At 52.0% G+C, this 2500-nt stretch carries 1 rRNA gene (only partly in view); it reads left to right on the forward strand.

Annotation, left to right across the window (positions count from 1 at the left end):
- Nucleotides 1-442: 442 nt before the first annotated feature.
- Nucleotides 443-2500, forward strand: a 23S ribosomal RNA gene (locus tag HCK86_RS23715); it runs 740 nt beyond the window's last position.

Genomic DNA, 2500 nt, shown 5'->3' on the forward strand with positions numbered 1-2500 from the left:
TTTATTCTTCATCTGACGGGAGCCGCGGATTGATGCGCCTGACCGCACATCACCGGACATTATCTCGAGAAGCTGGTCTATAAAGACTGGCGTCTTTATAGTTTGCTTTGCGCTCACGGATGAGCGGGCCTTTGGCCCTATCCTTCGCGGGAGCGGCAAACGATTGCCGACGCGGCTTAGCCGCTACGGAATGATGACGTCAGATCTTATAAAATTTTTAGACTGCCGACTTTGTTGGGTCGGTGGTCAGATCGTGTTGATGGCATTGGCCGGGGTTATACAAAAGGCCCGGCTTGAGACTTCATGATGTTTACGGACGGTTCGAGGGACTTCCCTCGTAGGGCTTATGCCCGTCGCCAATCGTTTGGCGCCCTGTCTGGAGCGAAGCGGCGAAGCTGCGGCAGCGTGAAGACGTAAGAAGATGAACATCAGCAATGAGAACGATCAAGTGTCTTAAGGGCATTTGGTGGATGCCTAGGTATGCACAGGCGATGAAGGACGTGATACGCTGCGATAAGCTGTGGGGAGCTGCGAATAAGCTTTGATCCATGGATTTCCGAATGGGGAAACCCACCTTAGATATCTAGAAAATTTAAGGTGTTCGGTAGAACATCTTATCTTTCTAGATATCGCTAGAAGGTATCTTCACCTGAATAAAATAGGGTGTAAGAGGCGAACGCAGGGAACTGAAACATCTAAGTACCTGCAGGAAAGGACATCAATTGAGACTCCGCAAGTAGTGGCGAGCGAACGCGGACCAGGCCAGTGGCAATAGATCTGTAAGCAGAACATGTTGGGAAGCATGGCAATAAGGGTGACAGCCCCGTATGCGTAAGATGGTTTATTGTCCTAGAGTAGGGCGGGACACGTGAAATCCTGTCTGAACATGGGTCGACCACGATCCAAGCCTAAGTACTCGTGCATGACCGATAGCGAACCAGTACCGTGAGGGAAAGGTGAAAAGCACCCCGACAAGGGGAGTGAAAGAGAACCTGAAACCGGATGCCTACAAACAGTCGGAGCCCGCAAGGGTGACGGCGTACCTTTTGTATAATGGGTCAACGACTTAGTGTAGCAAGCAAGCTTAAGCCGGTAGGTGTAGGCGTAGCGAAAGCGAGTCTTAATAGGGCGCTCAGTTTGTTGCATTAGACCCGAAACCGAGTGATCTAGCCATGAGCAGGTTGAAGGTTGGGTAACACCAACTGGAGGACCGAACCCGCATCTGTTGCAATAGATTGGGATGACTTGTGGCTAGGGGTGAAAGGCCAATCAAACTCGGAGATAGCTGGTTCTCCGCGAAATCTATTTAGGTAGAGCGTTGAATGAATACCCATGGGGGTAGAGCACTGGATGGGCTATGGGGACTCACCGTCTTACTGATCCTAACCAAACTGCGAATACCATGGAGTACTGTTCAGCAGACACACGGCGGGTGCTAACGTCCGTCGTGAAGAGGGCAACAACCCTGACCTCCAGCTAAGGTCCCCAAGTCATGGCTAAGTGGGAAAGGATGTGAGGATCCCAAAACAACCAGGATGTTGGCTTAGAAGCAGCCATCATTTAAAGAAAGCGTAACAGCTCACTGGTCTAAATAAGGGTCTTTGCGCCGAAAATGTAACGGGGCTCAAGCCATGCACCGAAGCTGAGGATGTGGATTTATCCACGTGGTAGCGGAGCGTTCCGTAGGCCGATGAAGGAAGACCCGTGAGGGCTTCTGGAGGTATCGGAAGTGCGAATGTTGACATGAGTAACGATAAAGGGAGTGAGAGACTCCCTCGCCGAAAGACCAAGGGTTCCTGCTTAAAGTTAATCTGAGCAGGGTTAGCCGGCCCCTAAGACGAGGCAGACATGCGTAGTCGATGGGAACCACGTTAATATTCGTGGGCCAGGCGGTGGTGACGGATTGCACAAATCGTACATTCTTATTGGATTGAGTGTGCGGTGGAGCGGTTCCAGGAAATAGCCCCGCCAAGAGACCGTACCCGAAACCGACACAGGTGGTCAGGTAGAGTATACCAAGGCGCTTGAGAGAACTGCGTTGAAGGAACTCGGCAAATTGCACGCGTAACTTCGGAAGAAGCGTGACCCTTTAGCGGGCAACCGTTGGAGGGTGGCACAGACCAGGGGGTAGCGACTGTTTACCAAAAACACAGGGCTCTGCGAAGTCGCAAGACGACGTATAGGGTCTGACGCCTGCCCGGTGCTGGAAGGTTAAGAGGAGAGGTGCAAGCTTTGAATCGAAGCCCCAGTAAACGGCGGCCGTAACTATAACGGTCCTAAGGTAGCGAAATTCCTTGTCGGGTAAGTTCCGACCTGCACGAATGGCGTAACGACTTCCCCGCTGTCTCCAACGCAGACTCAGTGAAATTGAATCCCCCGTGAAGATGCGGGGTTCCTGCGGTCAGACGGAAAGACCCCGTGCACCTTTACTATAGCTTTACACTGGCATTCGCCAAGGCATGTGTAGGATAGGTGGTAGGCTTTGAAGCGTGGACGCCAG

Source organism: Martelella sp. HB161492, from assembly GCF_013184775.1.
GTDB lineage: Bacteria > Pseudomonadota > Alphaproteobacteria > Rhizobiales > Rhizobiaceae > Martelella.